The sequence below is a fragment of the Agrobacterium tumefaciens genome, assembly GCF_017726655.1.
GTDB classification, from domain to species: domain Bacteria; phylum Pseudomonadota; class Alphaproteobacteria; order Rhizobiales; family Rhizobiaceae; genus Agrobacterium; species Agrobacterium tumefaciens_B.
The window spans coordinates 38,080-57,623 of sequence record NZ_CP072309.1; the positions used below are offsets into that span (position 1 = coordinate 38,080).

The following is a 19,544-nucleotide window of genomic DNA, read 5'->3' on the forward strand; positions in this document are numbered from 1 at the left end:
CTCAATTCAGCATCTTGAGCCGGTCGTTAACGGCGTCTTCGGTCATGCTCTCTCCAGACAACTCGTCAACGAAACGGCCGCGATGCATGACCAGCACGCGGTTGCAGTTCTGCACCAGTTCCGGCACATCGTCGGAAATCATCAGCACGGCCAGCCCTTCCTTTTCGGCCAGCTTGCGGATGATAGTGTGGATCTGTGCTTTGGAACCGACATCGACGCCGACGGTCGGGCCGTTCAGGATCAGCACCTTGGCCCCAGTCAACAACCAGCGAGCCAGAACGACGCGCTGTGCGTTGCCACCGGACAAATGGTTGACCGGCGTGTGCGGTCCTGGTGCCACGATCTGCATGGCCGAGAACATTTCGCGGGTCGTCTCGTCCGCCTTTTTACGATTGATGAAAAGACCGCGGACGAATTTCTCAATCGACGTGACAATGATGTTGCGCTCGATCGATTGCGTCAGGAATAGACCCTCGGTCAGGCGATCCTCCGGCACATAAGCGACACCGCAGGCAATACCCTCCTGAACGGTCCTTGGGTGAACCTCGCGGCCTGCGAGGCGCACTGAACCGGTAAAATCGGGGCGCATGCCAAACAGCGCCAGCGCAAGTTCGGTACGCCCGGAACCGATCAAACCCGAAATACCGACGATTTCGCCCGGCCTTAACGTCAGGTCGGTGTTTTCCACGGAACCCGGAACCGAGAGGTTGCGGACCTCCAGCACCGGTGTATCGGCACCTTCCTGCGGTGCCCACTGGTAGCTGTGAGCGGTCAGCTCCTGCCCGGTCATCGCGCGGGTGATTGCCGGCTCATCGAATTCGGCGATCGGCCCTTCGGCCACCTTCTTGCCATTGCGGAAAACTGTCAGACGCTCGCTGATTTCGAGCATCTCGCGCATTTTGTGGCTGACGAAGAGCACGGCGATGCCCTGCGCCTGAATGTCACGCACAATCTTGAAGAGGGCATCAACCTCATGGCGCGTCAGCGCCGTCGTCGGCTCATCCATGATGATCAGGCGTGCATCGGCCATGACGGCACGGGCAATCGCCACGATCTGCTTTCCAGAGGTCGGCAGGGTTTCGACATCCGTATCAAGATCGATGCTCACGCCGAGGCGGTCCAACGCCTTTTGGGCCAGCTCACGGACATGTCGCCAGTCGACCGTCTTGCGACCTTCCATCAGAAAGGTATTGATGGCCAGGTTCTCGGCGACCGTCAGGTTACCGAACAGCGAAAAATCCTGATAGATTACCTGAATACCGTGGTGAACGGATTTTACCGGATCGAGTTTGCCGACAGGCTTCCCGTCGATCAGAATTTCACCGTCCTCGGGTGTGTAAACCCCGGACATGATTTTGATGACGGTGGATTTGCCGGAACCGTTTTCCCCGGCAAGGCAATGGATTTCGCCAGGGCGAATGCTCAACGATACGTCATCGAGCGCCTTCACGCCGCCAAACCGCTTACCGATGTGGCGCAGCTCGATCAGATTTTCAGTCATAATGGCCTCGTGCAAGGCTGGAAACACGGGGGTGCACGGAGAGAGAGTTGCCCCTCCCTCCGTGGTTCGGATCAGAAGTCGTACTTGTCCATGTTTTCTTTGGTCACGCCGACCCAACCTGCGCCGTAGAGCAGGTGTGGCTTGGAGGCGTCAGGAACCAGCAGGCTTTCATAACCGGGCAGACCCATGTTGAGACCCGCCTTGATCTGCTCATTCTTCTTCTCGAGAACCGCGACAGCCAGCATGTTCATGGCATAACCGGCCACGGCCGGATCCCAGAACTGGATGTACTGGATATTATCGTTCTTGATGTATTCGCCGGCAACGGAAACCAGGCCCGTTCCCGAGAAGAAAACCTTGCCCGACAGGCCGCCCTCGGCGATCAGGCGGCCAGCGCCTGCGGATGTCGGCATCGGCGCGCCGAGAATACCGGTAATGTCCGGATAGGCAGTCATTGCTTCCTTGAGTTTGGTGTAGTCGGTGTTGGCGTCGTCATAGGTTTCCAGCCGCTCGGTCGCCTGCGACATTTCCGGGAAGTTTGCCTTCTGGTACTCGACGGCGCCGTCGATCCATTCCATCTGCGACTTCGAAGTCAGACTGCCAACGGTGGCGACGTACTTGCCCTTACCGCCCATGGATTTGCCAAGTTCCTTCATCAGGTTGGCGCCATAGGCTTTGTTGTCGAAGGCTTCGATGTCGAAATCGACGTTTTGGATGTTGGAAGCCTCATGGCTGATGACGACGATGCCCCGATCTCGGGCTTTCTTGAGCACCGGCTCTACCGCTTCGACCGAGAACGGCACGATGGCGATCGCATCAACGCCCTGTGCGATGAGGTTTTCAACGATCTGCACCTGAGCGGCGGCATCAGCCTGGCTTGGGCCAACCATCCAGACATCGTTTCCGGTATCGCCCTTGAACTGCTCGACGCCATCACGCATGCGGTCAAACCACGCAATACCATCCACCTTCACGACAGTTGCGATGGTGTATTTCTTGCCGCTCGCCGCTGTGATCAGCTCCTTGTTGACCTTAGATGCATCGACGGCGCTTTGCGCAAAAACAGCCGAGGCCGAAAGCGTTGCAGCAAGCGCTATGGTAGTGAAAATCTTGTTCACGAATAACTCCTCCCTTTGAAACCGCAATGTGCCGGACCAACTCCAGTCGCAGCACCCGAAAATGTTCGATCCCTAACGCCGGAACCGCTTCCGCGTCCGACGCCTCCTTATTCTCCCGGAAAGGCCTCCCATGCCCCGGTGCATTAGCCAAGATGTGGCCTAGAAACCTGTTGTTTTCCTCTCCCGATAATGCGAACTATTATGATACAATCCGATCATTATGTTTCGATCGTTTCATGTTTGTTATTCTCCTGTCAAGCGCAGAGAAGTGCGATTGCGAGCAAAATAACACCGAAATTTGAAGCGCAGCGACAAGCGGAAAGCGGAGACAAGGTGAGTAGAATAAGTGCACACAATGCCAGGTTGGATGCCTTGGCTGGGCTGGTTCAGGAGACGGGTATCCTGAGGCTGCGCGACGCCGCGTCCCGGCTTGGCGTCTCAGAAATTACCATTCGGCGCGACATTGCTGCCGATGGCGAGCGGCTAAGCTGTCTTGGCGGATATATTGTTCCGGTTCAGGACGGCAACGTTAGCAGCGACTATGTGCTGGAGCAGGAGAAGGACAGTCACGCGACTGCAAAAGCGCGGGCCTGTACGCAGGCGGCGGTTCTGATCGAACCGTATGATACTGTATTTATCGATTGCGGAACGACGATGCCGCATTTGGCGCGGCAGATTCCGGCAAATGCCCATGTCACCGTCATCTGCTATTCCCTTAATGTTGCAGAGGAGCTGGCGAGAAGAAGCGATGCCCGCCTGATCATGCTTGGAGGGGTTTATCACCCGGAAGCGGCCTCGTTTTCAGGTGATGAGGGCATCGAGGTGCTGAAGCGCATCAACATTAACAAGGCATTTTTATCTGCCGGCGGCGTAGACGAACAGCATGGCGTGACCTGTTCGCACTTCCATGAAGTGCCAATCAAGCAGATCGTTATGCAGCGCTCGGTCCAAAAGCATCTTGTCGTGGACAGCAGCAAGTTCACCAAGGTGCGAGCCGCACGTTACGCTTCCATCAGCGATTTCAATTCTATTGTGTCCGATCAGCCTGCACCATGGGTTAAGATAAGCTGACAATGGCTTGCTGCCATTCGATACGAGAGTGATGCATCTAGGGATTTTTTCTGTACCACGCCCCAGTCATCCGAGATAGTTGGCAAAAAGGACAGCGGGACCGGCAAGACGATCCGACCGCGCAAAGCGGTTGCGACTGATTGATGGCCTGGATACAAGGCGAGTGTCGAAACACCTGCACGAGCATTAGGGGTGCGCCACATCTAAAGCGCCTTGGCCATAGGTTGACGTTTGACATGCGCTGACTGACCAAGCCGCGCGAAGACACTCCGCTTGCCGAAACTCGGCTTGCATGCTCGCCAAACCGCCCAGCGCCGCTTTTGTCGCCCCATTTTTTCTTGTCCCACCCCATTCTTCGAATTAGGTGTCGACACATAGCGGGCCGTTCTTGAATAACGACAGCCAACAGGAAATCTTCATTTCGGAACGGTTGACGACATGACAATGACGGCTCGGGAAAACTGCGCCACCAGGCCGAGCATATCAATGACCCCATTCACCGCCGGTGCGCATATCAATCTTTCTCATGCGGCAAGAATGCTAGTCCAAAATTCCAGCCACTAATCGGCCGGATGCCACAGCCGATCAGAGAAGAAGCGCTGTCGGCCAATGGTCATGATGGCGGCGTGTTTCGTCGGCAGATCAACGCTTTTGAGATGTGAAAAGCCGGACTTTTGCAGATTTCTCAATTGCCGGTGATGGTTGCTGCTTGGCTCCTGCACGATGCGCTCTGTACGCGGATCGTCAAGAAACATGTAGTGCAGAAGGGAAGGCAGCCAGGCGGTGAACCACTCGCGGCCACGACATGCCTCGTCACCCACGATAACGTGGCAACCGCGGTCATAGTCGTTCGCATCGCAGAAGGTCCCGACGACATCTTCTTTTGCCCAGTACACCTCGAAATAGGAAAACGCCCTGCCACCGAACCGGCCTATAAGCGGCATGATATGTGGGTCTGCGAACATGCCTTCCAGATAGTGCCTGTGGCGATCTTCGTCTCCAGCTTCATGCCAGAACTCGTTCACACGGGGACTGTTCATCCAGCGGTGCACCTCCGGCAGGTCGTCTAGGGTCGCCACATCAAAAGAAAGGACGCCGCCTAGCCAGGGAATGTAGCGGGCATAGACCGTCCCGACAGGTTTGCGTGGACGTGAGGGATGCGACACTCTGCCGTCATGGATTTCGTGGCGGGGGAACAACGCGGTGGCGGGTGCATTCCAAAGACCTTGCGTCTGCCAGAACATATCTGCCCACACGGAAGGAAGTGACGAGGTGGATGCCGCGTGCATATAAAGCCCGTGGGCCGCAAACTCCTCTTCGAAACTTGCCCAACCATTGCCCGACAGCGTCATAAACCGAAGCGCTGGAGACGAGGAAAACAGGCATTCGAACGCTGCGGCGGCAAGACGCCAAGCACCGGACGCCGCGACCGACAGGTCGGAAACCTCGATCTTTCCAGCACTGTCATCCGTTGAAAGATGGAAGGCTGCCTTTGCCCCATGAGCATCAGAAACCAGAAGCTGCTGACCGTCTCGATAGACTCCAACTGGTCCGCGGCGATGGAGATTGAAGGCGAGATAGACACCAGGACTGGTCATTCCGCCCACGTCGCGGGGTGTGGCGGGAGTAACGATCTTCCGCCGCATGTCGCCCTGCCAATTCATCAGAAAACTTTCGTTAGCGACACGGCGAAAGTGCGTCCGCGCCCCTTGTAGTCGAACACGGCCTCGTTTGCTAAAGCCCCGTAAAGAGCGTTGGCGCGAGCGCCCCATATAGTCGAGTAATCCTTGTCGAAGAGGTTCATCACGCCGAAGCGCAGCGTCGTCTCCTGAGCTTCGAAACGATACGCGCCGGTTAGATCAAACAGGGTGTAACCATCGATCGTCCGCCTGTCATCGTCACTGAGGCTGAAGACATGCTGCCCGGCAAGCTTGACGTTGAAGTTATCTTTCGTCCAGCCGACATAACCGCCAAGTTTGGAAACACTGGCACTGCCGATGCTTTCCTTTTCCCACTGACCGTCGCTTTTTATTTCCGACTTCACCCAATGCGCTGATGTGCCAACGTCGAAGCCGTAATCCAGTTTCGCGCTGGCGTTCGCCTCAATACCATAGACGCGTCGTTCACGATCAACCACATCAACGGCCAAGGTCGTGCGGTTAAGCTCGATGGATCGGTTGGAGAGCGAATAATATGCCGCCGTTTCGAAGCTATATGTATCGTCATTGAAGCGATAACCAACTTCGAAGGAGTTCGTTTTGATCGCCTGAAGTGCCGAGTCGCCCACGTTGACGCTGTTCAAGAGGACATAACGGCCGCCGACGAGCCTGTAGCTGCCGATCCCGTAATATTTCGCCGGATCAGGCAGCTCGAAGCCCTGGCTGAAATTGGCATAGACCTGCTGCGCGTCGGTCAATTCATAGGTCGCGCCTGCGTTGAACAAGGCGGCATCGTAACTGACGTCGCCGCCGGGGATGCTATCAACGGAGGAACCGACCCTGTTCAGGACGGCGACCTGCTGTGCCGCTCCGGCGAAGCTGGAGACATCGGTGGTAACATATTGATAACGCACCCCGCCGTTGACCGTCAGCCGATCTGTCGCCTCATAAGATCCCTGGATGAAACCGGCAACGGTCGAGACATCAATATCGGGGTAGAGTCCCGTTATGCCGCGTGTCTTGAAGTCCATGGCCCCAGTCGTTGCAACGCTGAGGAAATCGAAGACATTTTGTTTGGAACTCAGCGAATCCCGGTCGGCGTCGATGCCGTAGGTAACCTTCAGCCCGTCCAGAGGCTCCGAGATCATCGCTGCCTTCAGGCTGTAATAATCGGTATCCTGCGAGCTGCCGCCGAAATAGACGAAGGGAGAGAAAATCGCGCTGCCGGGGAAAGGGTGAAACCGGATTTCTTCCCGTCGGAAGCTGCCCTGCAGAAGAAGCTCCTGGCCTAAGAAGTCATTGTCGGTATAGGTCGCGTTGACCATCGTGCGACGCGTTCGGGGATTGAAATCCGACCGGTATCCATCCCGCGTTTCGACCAGTTTGGAATTGCGTATGCCGGCAAGCCCCGCGCCAAGATAAAGCCCAAATGGCGAATCCTGTGCGCTGTCGTAAAATTGGCCTGATACTTCGAGGCGTCTGTTGTCGTCAAACTGAAGGCCGACAGTACCCATGAAATCGACGCGCTTGTTAAAAGCGGTGGATGTCTGGGTGATATCAGGCGTGAGCATCGTGCCGGAGCCGTCGTAAAAGGCACCTGTCTGGTTACCGGCAATGGCGAAACGCGCGTCCCAGTTTTCGCTGTTATAGGTCACCGCACCCGCACCATTGCGGTCAATGTCGCGGGTGTGCCCAAAGCCGCTGCCGAGGCCAGCCGTCACTTCGCCATGCAGACCTTCCGGCGCATCCTTGCCCTTCTTCGTGATGATGTTGATGACGCCGCCTGTCGCATTGCCGCCATAGATCGCCGTTGCACCGGACAGGACCTCCACGCGCTCGATATTGAAGGGGTCTATGGAATCGAATTGGCGACTGAGCGAGCGGGCCGAGTTCATCGAAACACCATCGATAAGAATGAGGGCCGTGCGTCCTCGCAGGTTCTGGCCGTAAGCCGTGCGCGCGCCTTCGCTCGCGGGATCGAAGCTTGGAACTTTCTCGGCGAGAATCTGCTGTAGCGACTTGCCCGAGCGGGCCTCAGTCTCGATGGCCTGTGCATCGACGACATAAATCGTTCGCGCCGTTCGCGAAATCTGCTGGGGTATACGGCTGCCGGTCACGACGATCGGCTGCAGCACCGTCGAACCGCTGTTTGGTTGCTCGCTCTGCGATGCATCCTGCGCCTGCGCCCGGCTGGTGCCGCCACCAATTGCAACGACGATAGCCAGAAGACTAACGCCGACATTCCACTTTCCGATCATGTCGCCCCCAATGCGAAAAAAATATCTCCGGGTTAGTCCAACCGGGAAGAATACAAGACTATTTTTATCATGTTTTATGCGCTATGAAACGGCCGGGCTTGGATGGGGACGAACCCGATTTGGATAGATGCGAACATCAACAGAAAAGACAGGTTTGATTTTTCATGGAAGTGATCCGACCCTTGAAACTTGGAACCCTTACCCTGCCCGATTCAGAAAGCAGGCTGGTCTGCCGCACGATACTTCTGGATATGCTGGGAGAAGCAACGATAACCGTCGAAGACGGTGATCTGGCAGGCGTGACCGGCCTTGTCTGGAAACATCAGGAACTGTCGCTGGCCACCGTTTACCTGCCAAGGACCGCATTGCGTCTGACTGCATATGGGGTGGGCAGGCCTGATATCGTGATGTTGAGGGCGACGGACGGGCCGTTGATCGTTCATCATCGCAAACAGAGCTTCGAGATGGCACCGCGTGATGTCATCCTCCTTCCCTCCGACATGATGTCGGAAATCGTTCTGCCCGAAGGCGGGCGCCTCGACTGCGCGCATCTTCCCCACGCCGGCATTACGCTCGCGCGGAAATCCGTCGACCGGATTTTGTTGCGGCCGTTTTCAGCAGAATGCCTGCCGTTACAGCTCCTGACCAACTATGCGGGTTATCTGCTGCGCCAGGACCATCAGGACAAGGAGCACGCCAGCATGATGGTGGCTCACTTCTATTCGCTGCTGCCCGTTCTCGCCCAATACGTGGCCGAGGCGGCACCTTCGGCAGTGCCGCAGAGCCGGCTTGAGGCAATCAAAGGGATGATCGAGGAAAATCTGGCCGATGGCTCGTTTTCCATTGCCGATGTGTCACAGGCCGAGGGGATCACACCGCGCGCGATCCAAAAGCTTTTCAGCAAGGCGGGAACCACCTTTTCACGCTACGTGCTGGAGCGGCGGCTGGTGCTCGCCAAAACCCGAATTCTTTCCGATAATGCCGCAACGCCAATCAGCCAGATCGTCTACAGCGTGGGTTTCAACGACCTGTCCTATTTCAATCGTACTTTCCGCAGCCGCTACGGCATACGCCCGACGGATTTGCGCCGCATGACGACGCAAACCGTTTGATACGTTGAAACCTTCGAACCGATTGCCGGCTCGTCAGGCTGCGTCTTTCTTCCGGTCGAAATGGACGAGAGGATTGTTGACCATGCCCTGGAAATCCGGCACCGGCCGCTCGTCATCGTCGGCATAACCATGGGTGAACAGGCGCACGCGATTCAGGCAAAGGCGGGGATACTCATCTGCGAACAGATCGAAGATTGCGAAACGTGCAGCCATGTCTGGGAAACGGGCTTGATAGCGCCTGACGCTTTCTCCAGCCAGCGTCCAGAACGCCTCCTCCGACAGGCCCGACCTCTTGTCCAGCAGCACCGACATGTAACGGAAGACGCAGATGAACAGCGTTGTCTGGATGAAGTGCATCAGGAAATCAGCCGGCAGGCGCAGCAGCACATCCTGAACCTCCTTCGGCAGGCTGTCGCTTTCAGGGAAATTAAGATCGCAGACGATGACATCGTCGATGAAGTCGCGCAACGCCAACCGCACCGGTAGCCCGTCCTTCAGGATAACCGTCGCGTTCTGCCCGTGGGCGGAAAAGGCAAGGCCATGACGGGCAAGGAGGTGGTAAACCGGAGGCAGCACGACATCAAAGAACCGCCCCAGCCAGCTTTCGACGCTGACCCCCGCTTTTTCCGCCAGCGCCTGCACCACCGGCTTGCCATCGCTACCGGCATGCATGAATGCGGCGAGCGGCATGCCGGTTTCACCGGGCTTCAAATGTCCTTGTAGACTATCGCGCCACAGGCATCCAAGCATCTCGTTAAACTGATAAGGCGCGCCGGGAACCTTCGAAAATTGCGGATGCGTATAATGCATGCCTGCCCGCTCTCCCAGAAGCGCGAGATCGCAATCTTTCGAGAGGAAAGCGTCATCCTTCAGGAGGTCATCAAGCCAGGTCGTGAACGGCGCAGCCGTCAGCGCCCGCTTTCCGGGAATACCGCGATAGACCGCCGTATTGAGGATTGTCATGCACAGTTTGAGCGTCGGTTTTGCAGGAGTGCTGACGTTCGAAAGGGTGCGGACAGATTGCTGCGGCAGATACAGGTCGTCTCCCTCCCCCAGAAGCACGATATGCCCCGAAGAAATATCCGCTGCAAAGTGCGGCAAGATCATATGGTCCCACTGCCACGGGTGAACCGGCATGATATGATGGGTCTCGGTCGAGAACCCAGCAGAATTCAGCCTGCCAACAAATGACTCGTAGAGCGTCTCACCAATTGCCTCGGCCACCAGCCGTTCGTTTGTCAGCCCCGCCTCACCAGCGAAGGACGCCCGCTCGCGGCTTACGCCGATCCAGACGATCTTCAATGGCGACCGGTTTTCCGGGGTATAAGCAAGATAGTCCGCGTAACCGAGGCCGATCCGACCTTTGCTGACAGTGACCCAAGGATGTCCGGTCATCTCGCCTTCCATACGGATATCATCGAGCTCGGCGAGCTCTGCACCGGTCTTGCCGGCACGGGCTGCGATGTGAGCATCGGAGACGAGGGTATTGCCAAGCTCACGGATGAAATGCGCTGTCGTCATGGGCTTGACGCCCAGTTCCGGCAGCACCTCTGCGCAGAAGGCCAGCGGATCATGAACCGGCGTGCTGATACCATTAGCATGTCTCAGAATGCTCTGGGGTTCGACCGAGAGATTATCGAAGACATATTGCTTGGCCTTGAAACTGTAGGAAGCCGCCGAAAAGTCGATCCGATAGTGACCCGGCTTGTCGGACGTTACCGGGAAAACACGTTCATAGGCGAATTCCTCGATAACCTTGGCGAGCAATCGGCGGGAAGTTTCTTTCCAAAGGGACGGCGCAAAGGCGGGGCGATAAAGCGTGTCAAACGGCGCGGGCATAGACGTCTCCTGAAATTGTCGAGGACGGGGCGTGGTCTTTCGGAATTGCGAAATCCTGGAAGGCAGATCGCGCATTGACTCGGTAGTGTTCTCTTTGGAGCAACTGATTGATGATGACAGCGTTGCGGAACGCGCCGAGGCCAAGGTCCGGCGCGCCAACGCCATGCTGGAAGGTTTCGGCGTTTTGGACGAAAATCGCTCCTGCGCCGCCGTCGCGTCGTCTGGCGCGGAAATCAGCGTCGACGATCAAGTCGCCACCGTCACAGGTTTCCAGCATCTGCTCCTTCAACCCGTCCAGCCATTGCGGCCACGCGTGGCGATAGCCGGTTGCCGCAACGACCGCATCAGCCTCGACAGCACTTTCCTCGCCGGAAAGATTGTGCCGCAGACCGATCTTCAGTCCACCAGAAAACCCGGATGATCGGATATCGGTGACATCGCAGTTGGGCGCGAGCGACAGGCCCGGATCTCGCCCACCGATGGAGCGCTCGTAGAGCAGGTCGAAGATATCCCCAATCGTCGAAAAGCTGATGCCTTTGTATAATAATCCTTGATCGGCAACCGTCTGCCGTCGTGTCGTACGCGGCAGCCTGTGGAACTCGCGCATGTAGTCGGGCGTGAAATATTCCAATCCGAGCTTGGAATATTCCATGGGGAAGAAACCCGCCGAGCGGGTGATCCAGCGAATTGATGCTCCTGCCGCCACCCTTTGCGGTGTCAGTTCGCTAAAGAGCGCGAGCACACATTCAGCGGCACTTTGGCCCGATCCTATCACGGTCACCCGACGGGCTTTCATCAACTCCGCCTTGCGCTTGGCAAATTCGGCGGAATGGAAAACCGGCGAGTTGGCATTCAACCCTGACCACTTCGGTAGGTAGGGAGACGTTCCAATCCCTATGGCGATATTGCGGCTTCGATAGCTGCGCGTCGTGCCGCCCAAAGCGGAGGTTTCAGTTACGAACGTATCGGTCGCAGCGTCGTGCCGCACGTCGGCAACCGTTTCGCCGAACCGGCAGCTATCGAGCTGCTGAGAGGCCCAACGGCAATAATCATCATATTCCTGGCGCGGGATCAGGAAATTCTCATAGAAGTAGAATTTATAAAGACGGTCGTGGGCGGCCAGATAGTTGAGGAAGCTCAGGCGGTGCGTCGGATCCGCCATCGAAACGAGGTCCGCAAGAAACGGCACCTGCAACGTCGTTCCCGGCAGGATGAGCCCCTCATGCCAGCGGAAACCAGGTTTGCGCTCCAGGAACGTTGCCGAAACCTGGGGGTGCGAGGAGAGAAGCGAGGCGAGGCCAAGATTGAAAGGCCCGATACCGATACCGGTAAGATCGAGTGTGGTCATGGTCATAGTCCAAATTGTTCGATGAAGCGCTGTCGATGGCAGAACATCAGTTTGGCGCGTTTATCTGGCAGGTCGATTTCCCCCTGCTCCTCGAAGGCGCAAACCGGCGCATAACGCAGCAAACGCCGCGCCTCGACGCTCGGCTCACCCACGACCTTTTCCGTGGCGGGATCATCGAGAAAAAGGAAACGCGTAAACGCACGGATCACCGCAGGCGCGATGCCTCGCCCAAAAAAGGAAGGCTCTCCCACCAGCATGTGCCAGCCGCGATCCTTGTCGGCAGCGGCATAATGGCGGCCGAGAATATCGTCCTTGGCCCAATAGGCCTCCCAATAGCTCATGGGTGTGCCATCGATGAAGCCGATATACGGATCCTGATGCGGGTCAGCCAGATTGGCGTCGATATAGGCGGCAATATGCTCTTTCGGCTTCGCCATCTTCCATTGCGGCACGACATGGCCCTGGTTCATCCAGCGCCACAACAGGTCAAGGTCGCGCCCCTTGTCCAGCAGCCTGAAGCTGATCGTCTTGCCGATATCCGGATCGTATCGGGAATAGGCAAAGCCGGCGCCAGTCGTGGTCAGGTTATCCATGAGCCTGCGCCCGCGCATGCTGAAACAGTGGATTGTCGATTTGCAGATAGACCGATTGCGTTTCCAGCGGCCCCACCAGTTCATCCATCTGCGCAAGCCGCGTCTTGAGATTGGCCTTGCACTGCAAAACGGGCGCCAGCATCTTTTCCACCAGACGGGACTGTCCGCCTTCTTCAGCGTTGAGTTTGACAAGCGCTGCGCGCAACTGCGAAATCAAGGCCTCTTCCTCGATCAGGCCCTCACGGCCCAGAGCCCCGACCATGCCGAGAACGGAATTGATGAAGGCGTAATAGAGGATGCGCTCATCGACCGGCTCCTCGCCGAAGACGGACTCGCTGCGGACCCCAATGCCCGGAATAGCAGCATTCAGCGCCAGATGGCCGCGCTCGTGGTGGAAGAAACCCTGGTTATCGCGATAGAACGCGGCAACGGGATAACCATCGGCAATTTCGAGCAACATGTTCTGTTGATGGGCTTCAATGGCAATGCCATGACGCAGGTAAAGAGCAAATACCGGCGTCACGAAAACCGTCAGGAACCGTGAGAACCAGTCCGCAGCGACCGCTGCCACCGGGCGGCCCTCCATTTCCGCCCGCCTGCGGATCAACGCACCCAACCTGCTGCCACGTTCCGGCAGGTGCTCGCATAATGCGGCGAGCAGACTGACGTTGCGGCCAACGTCGTCATCATGGAACGGATTTTCACGCATCGTGGCGGAAAGACCGTCGATCACGCCGCCATTGACCGAAACACCCACATAGGCAGGGTCCGGCATGAAATTCAGGCCCGGATAATCCGATTTCAGGTCCTGCCACAAATGGCTTGCCCGGAAGCGATACATGTCATCGCCCCGGAGCAGTTCGCGGGCAAGGTTGACCCTCACCGAATTGGTGATGCCGATACCGAGCGATAGTTTCAACATAAAGGGTGCATCCGGCCGGTAGAGCGTGCGCACGGAGGAGGTAGGAAACCATGGTTTGCCCGCCTCGCCGCAGTCCACGATTTTACCGGCGGCTACCAGGGCTGCCACATCCGCCTGTTTGAGCATGGCGTCCGCCTGCCAGGGATGTACCGGCAAGAACGCGAAGTCACCCTTGGGCAGGCTGGTACGCAGAGCAGCCAACGTTTCGCCGTCCACGGCATCAAGCCACTCTTCGGCAGCGGCCGACCCATCTGAATGGCCTGTGTGATAAACGTCCCGTGCAACGGCGAACCAGCGCAGCGGAAAGCTTGCGGCAAATTCGGGCGAGTAGCGTCTGCCCTCCTCTTCTGTCATGCCTTCGCGACTTTTAGGGCAAGGGTGTATTCCGTGACCGGCAATCAGTCCCTGCTCCGCTTCGATGAAGGAGACATGGTCGCCAATAAGCTCGGAAAGATCATTCTCGCGCGCGTGAAGCGCAGCCTCCACCAACAAACGGCTGGAATGGGTGCGAGCCAGAAGATCTTTGCGTCCCTCTTCGCTGGCAGTAGCCTCGACGCGCTCGACGATGATGTCGATCGCACGTTCCGGGCTGATCGTGTTCGTACCGGCGTCATCGCTCAGCACCAGCGGCTCGCCGAAGAGATGATGGCCCGTCGCGGAGCGATAGAGTATCGGCACCCTAAGGCTGCCGCCGTTATCGGGAAAATCCAGCGTCAGCTTTTGTCTGCCACTGTCGTGCCCCCATATGCAATGCTCGGTATATTCGCGAGCCACGCAATTGAGCAAGGATCGAAGCGCAAGGGTTGCGGCTTTACGGGCATACATGGTCGTTCTCCAGTTCGCGCGCCATCTCTCCAACCGCGTCCAGAACGCGGCCAATGACGTCGGGTGTGGAATGGGGATTAAGAAGCGTCAGTTTAAAATGGACCCGTCCGCCAAGAACGGTGGTAGCAAGAGCAGCAATGCCCTTTCGAAAAAGTTTAGCGCGAACGGCAAGCGTCACTTCGTCGGAACGCTCCGGCCCATGTGGCGAAACATAACGAAAAAGCACCGTCGACAATTCCGGCTCCTGCGCAAGATGAAGATAATCACGCATTCGCACAGCCCCGGCTGCTGCCTTCGTATTGTCGAGCGTCTTCGAGATCAGCTCGTCGAGACCGTCAAGCCCGATAGAGCGTAACGTCATAAGCACCTTCAGTGCGTCGCTGCGGCGGGTCGTCTGCACCGACGACTCCACGTAGTTGGGGACATCACCGAAAATAGACACTTCGGGATTAAGGTAATCTGCCTTCGTCGCAAGCGGCGAAAAGTGGATGCGCTCACCAAGAAGCAGGGCGCCACAGCTGATCGGCTGGAACAGCATCTTGTGAAAATCCAGCGCGATCGAATCAGCCCGCTCTATTCCACGAAGGCGATGGCGATAGTTTGAAAACAGAAGTCCCCCGCCGTAGGCCGCATCCACATGGAGCCATAAGCCGTGTTCCTTCGCTATATCGGCGATACCCTCCAGCGGGTCGATCGCGCCGAGGTCTGTTGTGCCCGCCGTCGCCACCACAGCAACCAGCGGCCGTCCCTGTGCAGCCGTTTCAGCGATTGCCCGTTGGAGGGCGGGAACTGACATGCGGCCTTCGTCATCCGTCGCAATGGTCAGGACCGCGTCCTTCGCGAAACCGAGAAGGGAGGCGCTTTTCTGGATACTGAAATGCGACTGTTCCGAGGTGAAGATGACACCGTTCCGCCGAACCGCGAGCCCCTGCTTCTCTGCTGCAAGATAGAGGGCTGTCATGTTGGACTGACTACCACCGCTGGTGAAACTTCCACCTGCCGTTTCTGGCAATCCCATAAAACCTGTCAGCCAAGAAAGCACCCGTTCCTCGACCAGCGTCGCGAATGGTGACTGGTCCCAGGAATCGAGGGACTGGTTTGTGGCGGAAATCAGCACTTCCGCTGCGAGAGCCGGAATCGCCACTGGGCAATGGAGATGTGCCATGGTGGCGGGATTGCCCACGTCCAGCGCATGCCGCACAGCCGGAACGCCGACATGCTCAAGCGCCGCGGAAACGCCGGTTCCCCGGTTCGGGCAGACATCAAACGTCGCCAGGAAGCCGCGGATATCGTCGGCTTCGACACCGGAGTGAATGTCAGCCCGGATGGCGTTTTCGGTGATCATCGTTACCGCGGTCATCATCGCCTGACGATAAGCCCTGAGCGCGGGGTCCCCTGGGCCAAGGATCGCGGTGGACAACGCGTCCTCTGCCACGTCGACCTGTTTACTGTGTAGCAGGGTAACATTCATGCGGCGTTGCGTCCAAGGCGCAGGAAAGCGTCGGACAGGATATCGGAGGCCTGATCGATCTCGGCGTCGGAAATGGTCAGCGGTGGAAGAAGCCGCAGAACGCTGCCATGGCGACCACCGGTTTCCAGGATCAGACCGTCGCGAAATGCCGCGCTCTGGATCGCCCTGGCGATATCGCCACCGTGCGGTGGATGGCCCAAGCTGTCAGGATTGCGCGTTGGGTCGATGACTTCTACGCCGAGCATCAGCCCTTCGCCGCGGACCTCGCCGATATAGGGCGTATGGCTCTGAGTGCGTTCCAGATTGGCCCGCAGCCTGCGACCGGCAATCGCTGCCCGCTCCACGAGCCCATCGCGCTTGATGATTTCGAGGGTTTTCGATCCGGCTGCCATGGCCAGTTGGTTGCCTCGGAAAGTCCCCGCATGCGCACCCGGTTTCCACAGATCGAGACCTTGTCGATAAATCGTGACAGACATCGGTAGACCTCCGCCGATCGCCTTGGACAGGACGATTATGTCGGGCACGATGCCCGCTTTCTGGAATGCGTAGAAGGTGCCGGTTCGCCCGACGCCGCTCTGCACTTCGTCTAGGATGAGTGGAATGCCGAGTTCGCTGGTGACAGAGCGGACCTTCCGCAGCCACTCGGCAGGTGCCGGAATAACGCCGCCCTCGCCCTGAACAGCCTCAAGGATAACGGCCGCAGGTAGATTTATTCCACCCTCAGGGTCGCGTAGCGCCTTTTCGAAATACTCTGCCGCTAGCGTCGCGGTCTCATCGCCGCCACGCCCAAAGGGGCATCGATATGCATAGGGATAAGGGAAGAAGTGTGTTCCCGGCACCAATTGGCCGATTGACGCCTTCGGGCCGAGCGATCCCATCAAAGACAGTGATCCCTGCGACATGCCATGGTAGGCGCCACGAAACGCAATGACATCCGTGCGTCCGGTGGCGGTCTTGGCAAGTTTGATAGCTGCCTCCACCGCATCCGTTCCGCTCGGTGAGCAGAACTGGATTTTGGCCTCTTCTCGCAATCCGGCGGGTAATGTTTCGAAGATATCGGAAACGAACTTGTCTTTGACGGGGGTCACAAGATCGAGTGTGTGCAGCGGGAGGCCGGAGGCCAGCACGTCCTGAAGGCTGGCAATGACTTCCGGGTGATTATGCCCGAGTGCAAGCGTCCCGGCACCGGCGAGGCAATCGAGATAGGTGCGTCCCTCAACATCTGTGACGAGGCAACCGGACGCTGATTTCAGCGCAAGGGGAAACCGCCGCGGATAGCTGCGCGCATTGGATTCGCGGCGTGCCTGACGCTTGAGGTAAAAATCGTTATCGTGCCGTGGGAACGGGTCCATGATATCAACTCCAATGGAATTGTTGTGGATTCGCGTCCGTATCAGGCACCTGCCATAACAGGTGCCTTCGGACAGCGGCCGATCCGTCGAAGGAACCAGACCGACAGCCCCATTCCGGCGAGTGACAGCATGGCTGCAGTCGAAAACAGCGATGGGTATCCCATACGGTCCGCAACAAAACCTGCTGCAGAGGCTCCCGCCATGTAAACGATGAGTTCCGCGCAGGTGAGGATGGTGAAATCCGTTCCCGGCTGATCATCCGATGAGTTCTTCATGAAGAAGGAATAGATGGCAACCAGTTCCATGTACCGGATCAGGGTCTGAAATGCCGAAGCCGACATCGCCACCCACATGCCGGGCCATACACCGAAGGCATTGAGCGCAAAGGCGAAAAAGCAGAGGGTTCTAAGGCCACCCAACAGGATAAGCGTTGCTGTGAGGCCCACCTTGCGGATAATCAGCGCAGCGATAGCAACACCCATCAGACCCGCCGTTGCGGCCGCTCCTCCCGAGAGGTACCCGATCCAGTCGGTCGGCACCTTGCTGTCAACCAGATAAGTGCCTTCCATACCCCGCACGAGACCTTCGCTTGCCCTGTATGTCAGCGCAAAACCAAGGATCAGCCAGGCATTCGGGCGACGGAAAAAACGGGCGAGACTGGCACGCTTGGTCTCTTTACCTGTGGTTTCCTCCGGCTGCATCGCCAAAGCGGCCAAGAGGGGCAGCAGCGACAGCACGGCGACCAGAAGGATCATCGTGCGCCATCCCGCGATATGGAACACCACGAGCGCCGCCGTCCCACCAATGATGACGCCGAGCGCAACAGCCCCTGCCTGCACCGCGTTGCCGAAAGAGCGGTTCCTGTCGGTCAGGTGCCTGACGGCGTAACCGTCCGTTGCGATATCCTGCATGGAGGAGACAAGTGTAATCGATATGCAGATCGCAAACAAAATTGCGGCGTCGCTTGGCTCTACCAGTGCCATGGACGCGATCCCGGCGCTCACAAGGAGCTGCGTTGGGATCACCCAGCCGCGGCGATGACCAAGTCTGGGAAATGGAGACCAACGATCTACAAGTGGCGCGACCGCAAATTTCAGGATCAGCGGCAGCATCAGCAAAGAGAACAGCCCGATGGCCGTACGTGATGCACCGCTCTCCCGCATGATCGGCGGCAGCGCCACCAAGAGCAGATAGGTGGGTATGCCCTGAGCGAGATAAAGCCCCCCTAGCACATACATCAACGACCACTGGAAGGTGGGTGTCCGGCCCGCGTCACCGGAGATCGCGTCGTTGATTTTAACCATGCAAGATCCGCACTGATATTCCAGAACACCACCACCCGCGTTAGGTTCTCAGCGCTACCAGCGCCCGGCTGTTCTGAAGAAGTTAAAGAGGAGTATTTCTCTCATCTTTATCTCAGCTTTAAGAAAATGCTTGGATATGAGCGAACCCGTTTAAGACAATTACGAACGGGCTGTGGCGCGTCCAAATTCCGCGGAAAGGTCGATCCTGAGGCAGGCTACCAATGATGAGTGACGACTTCCAAAAACTACTATGGTCCTTGGGGCTCAGGATGGTAGGCTCAGAAGCGTTGCGGCCGCCGGTTTGGCGATCCGCGGCGCATTGCTCTAAGACACCTAAGCAGGGCGATAGAATTATTCTTTCGCAAACCCGGATGTCATTGAGCACCTTTACTCATCTGACACCCGGGAAAGGTTTCGGCGGCGCGTTAAACCTGTCGTAAGCCGCCGTCGACGCATAGTTCGGCACCGGCAATGTAGCTCGCGTCGTCGCTCAACAAAAACAAAGCGGCTGCGGCAACTTCTGAAGGCTGCGCCATACGTCCCATCGGAATTGGTGCAACAATTTCCGCTCGCGTCTCTTCCGCGACAGCAGCCATCATCTCCGTATCTGTGGGTCCGGGCGCAACAACGTTCACCCGGATACCCTTCGGGGTGAGTTCTGCTGTCCAGGTTCGCGCATAAGAACGAACCGCTGCTTTCGTGGCGGCATAGGTTCCGTAACCTTTATAGCCTGCGGTCCCGGCGATGGACCCGACAAGCACCACCGAACCGCCCTCCGTCATGGCGGGCAGAGCCGCCTGGAAGCCGAACACCATCCCCCGGACGTTGACGTCGAAATGGCGGTCAAAATGCTCCGTGGTTATCTCGGCTATCTGCGAGTGTTCGGATAAACCCGCATTCAAGACCAGTCCGTCGATGCGGCCATATGCCCTGCGGACAGCGTCGACGGCAGCGACCATGTCTTCCGGTGAGCCTGCGTCAGCCCTAAGTCCAATCGCGCCGTTGCCAATTCCCGCGGCTGCATTTTCGGCATCCTCTCCGCTCCGGCTGGTGAGAAAGACGTGGGCCCCTTCGTCAGAAAGGCGCTTTGCAATCGCCAGACCAATCCCTTTTGCGCCACCTGCAACCAGAGCCACCTTGTTCTTCATTCTATCCATCGTAAAGCCTTTCAC

14 protein-coding genes are annotated in these 19,544 nt (G+C 57.6%); 2 read left to right on the forward strand and 12 right to left on the reverse strand.

The genetic code is table 11. From position 1 onward, the window contains the following. Position 1: 1 nt before the first annotated feature. Positions 2-1,501, reverse strand: a complete 1,500-nt coding sequence (locus AT6N2_RS14360) for a sugar ABC transporter ATP-binding protein (protein ID WP_209089780.1) — start codon at positions 1,499-1,501, stop codon at positions 2-4. 71 nt (positions 1,502-1,572) lie between these two features. Next, positions 1,573-2,619, reverse strand: coding sequence for an autoinducer 2 ABC transporter substrate-binding protein (locus AT6N2_RS14365; RefSeq protein ID WP_209089783.1), 1,047 nt, complete (start codon positions 2,617-2,619; stop codon positions 1,573-1,575). Positions 2,620-2,952: 333 nt separating this feature from the next. On the opposite strand from AT6N2_RS14365, the gene AT6N2_RS14370 reads away from it, so the two are divergent. After that, entirely contained in the window at positions 2,953-3,690 is a 738-nt protein-coding gene (locus tag AT6N2_RS14370; protein ID WP_209091860.1) for a DeoR/GlpR family DNA-binding transcription regulator, read from the forward strand. Between the two features lie 560 nt (positions 3,691-4,250). Here the strand turns inward: AT6N2_RS14370 and AT6N2_RS14375 are convergent. Further along, on the reverse strand, positions 4,251-5,462 hold the full coding sequence (locus tag AT6N2_RS14375; protein ID WP_233282508.1) for a GNAT family N-acetyltransferase: 1,212 nt from the start codon (positions 5,460-5,462) through the stop codon (positions 4,251-4,253). Beyond that, positions 5,354-7,606, reverse strand: a complete 2,253-nt coding sequence (locus AT6N2_RS14380; RefSeq protein ID WP_209089788.1) for a TonB-dependent receptor — start codon at positions 7,604-7,606, stop codon at positions 5,354-5,356. Before AT6N2_RS14380 ends, AT6N2_RS14375 begins: the two co-directional genes overlap by 109 nt. Positions 7,607-7,857: 251 nt before the next feature. Between AT6N2_RS14380 and AT6N2_RS14385 the strand changes: the two genes are divergently transcribed. Next, positions 7,858-8,718: a helix-turn-helix transcriptional regulator gene (locus AT6N2_RS14385; RefSeq protein ID WP_337926177.1), complete on the forward strand. Its 861-nt coding sequence runs from the start codon at positions 7,858-7,860 to the stop codon at positions 8,716-8,718. Positions 8,719-8,751: 33 nt separating this feature from the next. Here AT6N2_RS14385 and AT6N2_RS14390 read toward each other — a convergent pair whose 3' ends face one another. The 8 genes from AT6N2_RS14390 to AT6N2_RS14425 form a co-directional block, all read right to left on the reverse strand. Continuing rightward, entirely contained in the window at positions 8,752-10,557 is a 1,806-nt protein-coding gene (locus AT6N2_RS14390; RefSeq protein WP_209089794.1) for an IucA/IucC family protein, read from the reverse strand. Continuing rightward, on the reverse strand, positions 10,541-11,905 hold the full coding sequence (gene basC / locus AT6N2_RS14395) for a putative histamine N-monooxygenase (RefSeq protein WP_233282509.1): 1,365 nt from the start codon (positions 11,903-11,905) through the stop codon (positions 10,541-10,543). Before basC ends, AT6N2_RS14390 begins: the two co-directional genes overlap by 17 nt. Before the next feature lie 2 nt (positions 11,906-11,907). After that, the gene (locus AT6N2_RS14400; protein WP_209089799.1) at positions 11,908-12,498 is read right to left on the reverse strand and encodes a GNAT family N-acetyltransferase; all 591 of its coding nucleotides are present in this window, start codon (positions 12,496-12,498) and stop codon (positions 11,908-11,910) included. Beyond that, on the reverse strand, positions 12,491-14,245 hold the full coding sequence (locus tag AT6N2_RS14405; RefSeq protein WP_209089800.1) for an IucA/IucC family protein: 1,755 nt from the start codon (positions 14,243-14,245) through the stop codon (positions 12,491-12,493). Before AT6N2_RS14405 ends, AT6N2_RS14400 begins: the two co-directional genes overlap by 8 nt. Beyond that, the gene (locus tag AT6N2_RS14410) at positions 14,232-15,716 is read right to left on the reverse strand and encodes a pyridoxal phosphate-dependent decarboxylase family protein (RefSeq protein WP_209089801.1); all 1,485 of its coding nucleotides are present in this window, start codon (positions 15,714-15,716) and stop codon (positions 14,232-14,234) included. Before AT6N2_RS14410 ends, AT6N2_RS14405 begins: the two co-directional genes overlap by 14 nt. Further along, positions 15,713-17,068: a diaminobutyrate--2-oxoglutarate transaminase gene (locus AT6N2_RS14415; RefSeq protein ID WP_209089802.1), complete on the reverse strand. Its 1,356-nt coding sequence runs from the start codon at positions 17,066-17,068 to the stop codon at positions 15,713-15,715. Before AT6N2_RS14415 ends, AT6N2_RS14410 begins: the two co-directional genes overlap by 4 nt. 41 nt (positions 17,069-17,109) lie before the next feature. Further along, the gene (locus AT6N2_RS14420) at positions 17,110-18,372 is read right to left on the reverse strand and encodes a RhtX/FptX family siderophore transporter (RefSeq protein ID WP_209089803.1); all 1,263 of its coding nucleotides are present in this window, start codon (positions 18,370-18,372) and stop codon (positions 17,110-17,112) included. Positions 18,373-18,797: 425 nt separating this feature from the next. After that, positions 18,798-19,529, reverse strand: a complete 732-nt coding sequence (locus AT6N2_RS14425) for an SDR family NAD(P)-dependent oxidoreductase (protein WP_209091861.1) — start codon at positions 19,527-19,529, stop codon at positions 18,798-18,800. Between the last annotated feature and the right edge of the window lie 15 nt (positions 19,530-19,544).

Coding starts and splice junctions, on each gene's coding strand:
- AT6N2_RS14385 (WP_337926177.1), top strand. CDS start 7,858: ATGCTGGGAGAAGCAACGATAACCGTCGAAGACGGTGATCTGGCAGGC.
- AT6N2_RS14425 (WP_209091861.1), bottom strand. CDS start 19,529: ATGGATAGAATGAAGAACAAGGTGGCTCTGGTTGCAGGTGGCGCAAAA.
- AT6N2_RS14390 (WP_209089794.1), bottom strand. CDS start 10,557: ATGCCCGCGCCGTTTGACACGCTTTATCGCCCCGCCTTTGCGCCGTCC.
- AT6N2_RS14375 (WP_233282508.1), bottom strand. CDS start 5,462: ATGGGGCGCTCGCGCCAACGCTCTTTACGGGGCTTTAGCAAACGAGGC.
- AT6N2_RS14360 (WP_209089780.1), bottom strand. CDS start 1,501: ATGACTGAAAATCTGATCGAGCTGCGCCACATCGGTAAGCGGTTTGGC.
- AT6N2_RS14405 (WP_209089800.1), bottom strand. CDS start 14,245: ATGTATGCCCGTAAAGCCGCAACCCTTGCGCTTCGATCCTTGCTCAAT.
- AT6N2_RS14400 (WP_209089799.1), bottom strand. CDS start 12,498: ATGGATAACCTGACCACGACTGGCGCCGGCTTTGCCTATTCCCGATAC.
- basC (WP_233282509.1), bottom strand. CDS start 11,905: ATGACCACACTCGATCTTACCGGTATCGGTATCGGGCCTTTCAATCTT.
- AT6N2_RS14380 (WP_209089788.1), bottom strand. CDS start 7,606: ATGATCGGAAAGTGGAATGTCGGCGTTAGTCTTCTGGCTATCGTCGTT.
- AT6N2_RS14420 (WP_209089803.1), bottom strand. CDS start 18,372: ATGGTTAAAATCAACGACGCGATCTCCGGTGACGCGGGCCGGACACCC.
- AT6N2_RS14415 (WP_209089802.1), bottom strand. CDS start 17,068: ATGGACCCGTTCCCACGGCACGATAACGATTTTTACCTCAAGCGTCAG.
- AT6N2_RS14410 (WP_209089801.1), bottom strand. CDS start 15,716: ATGAATGTTACCCTGCTACACAGTAAACAGGTCGACGTGGCAGAGGAC.